Here is a 268-nt window from a genome sequence, read left to right on the forward strand (position 1 = left end):
CGTCGCTGTAGCCGTCACCATCGGAGTCGGTGGGGGGTGTGCCGGGGTGGCTGTTGGCGTCGTTGGGGTCGGTTCCGGCGAGGTTCTCGTCGGTGTCGCTGTAGCCGTCGCCGTCGTTGTCGGGTGGGGTGGATCCGGGGTAGTTGGTGTTGTCGTAGGGGTTGGTGCCGGCGGTGTTTTCCTCGGCGTCGGTGTAGCCGTCGTTGTCGGAGTCGGTGTAGTTGGGTCCGCCTGAGCCGGGGTAGTTCCAGGAGTTGTTGGGGTCGGT

Annotated in this window: 1 pseudogene; it reads right to left on the reverse strand. The window is 66.0% G+C overall.

The features are described 5' to 3' along the window. Positions 1 to 268: pseudogene (locus tag BST38_RS29185) on the reverse strand (hypothetical protein); the annotation flags it as partial.

Origin of the sequence: Mycolicibacterium parafortuitum (assembly GCF_002086815.1) — a bacterium.
Lineage (GTDB): Bacteria > Actinomycetota > Actinomycetes > Mycobacteriales > Mycobacteriaceae > Mycobacterium > Mycobacterium parafortuitum.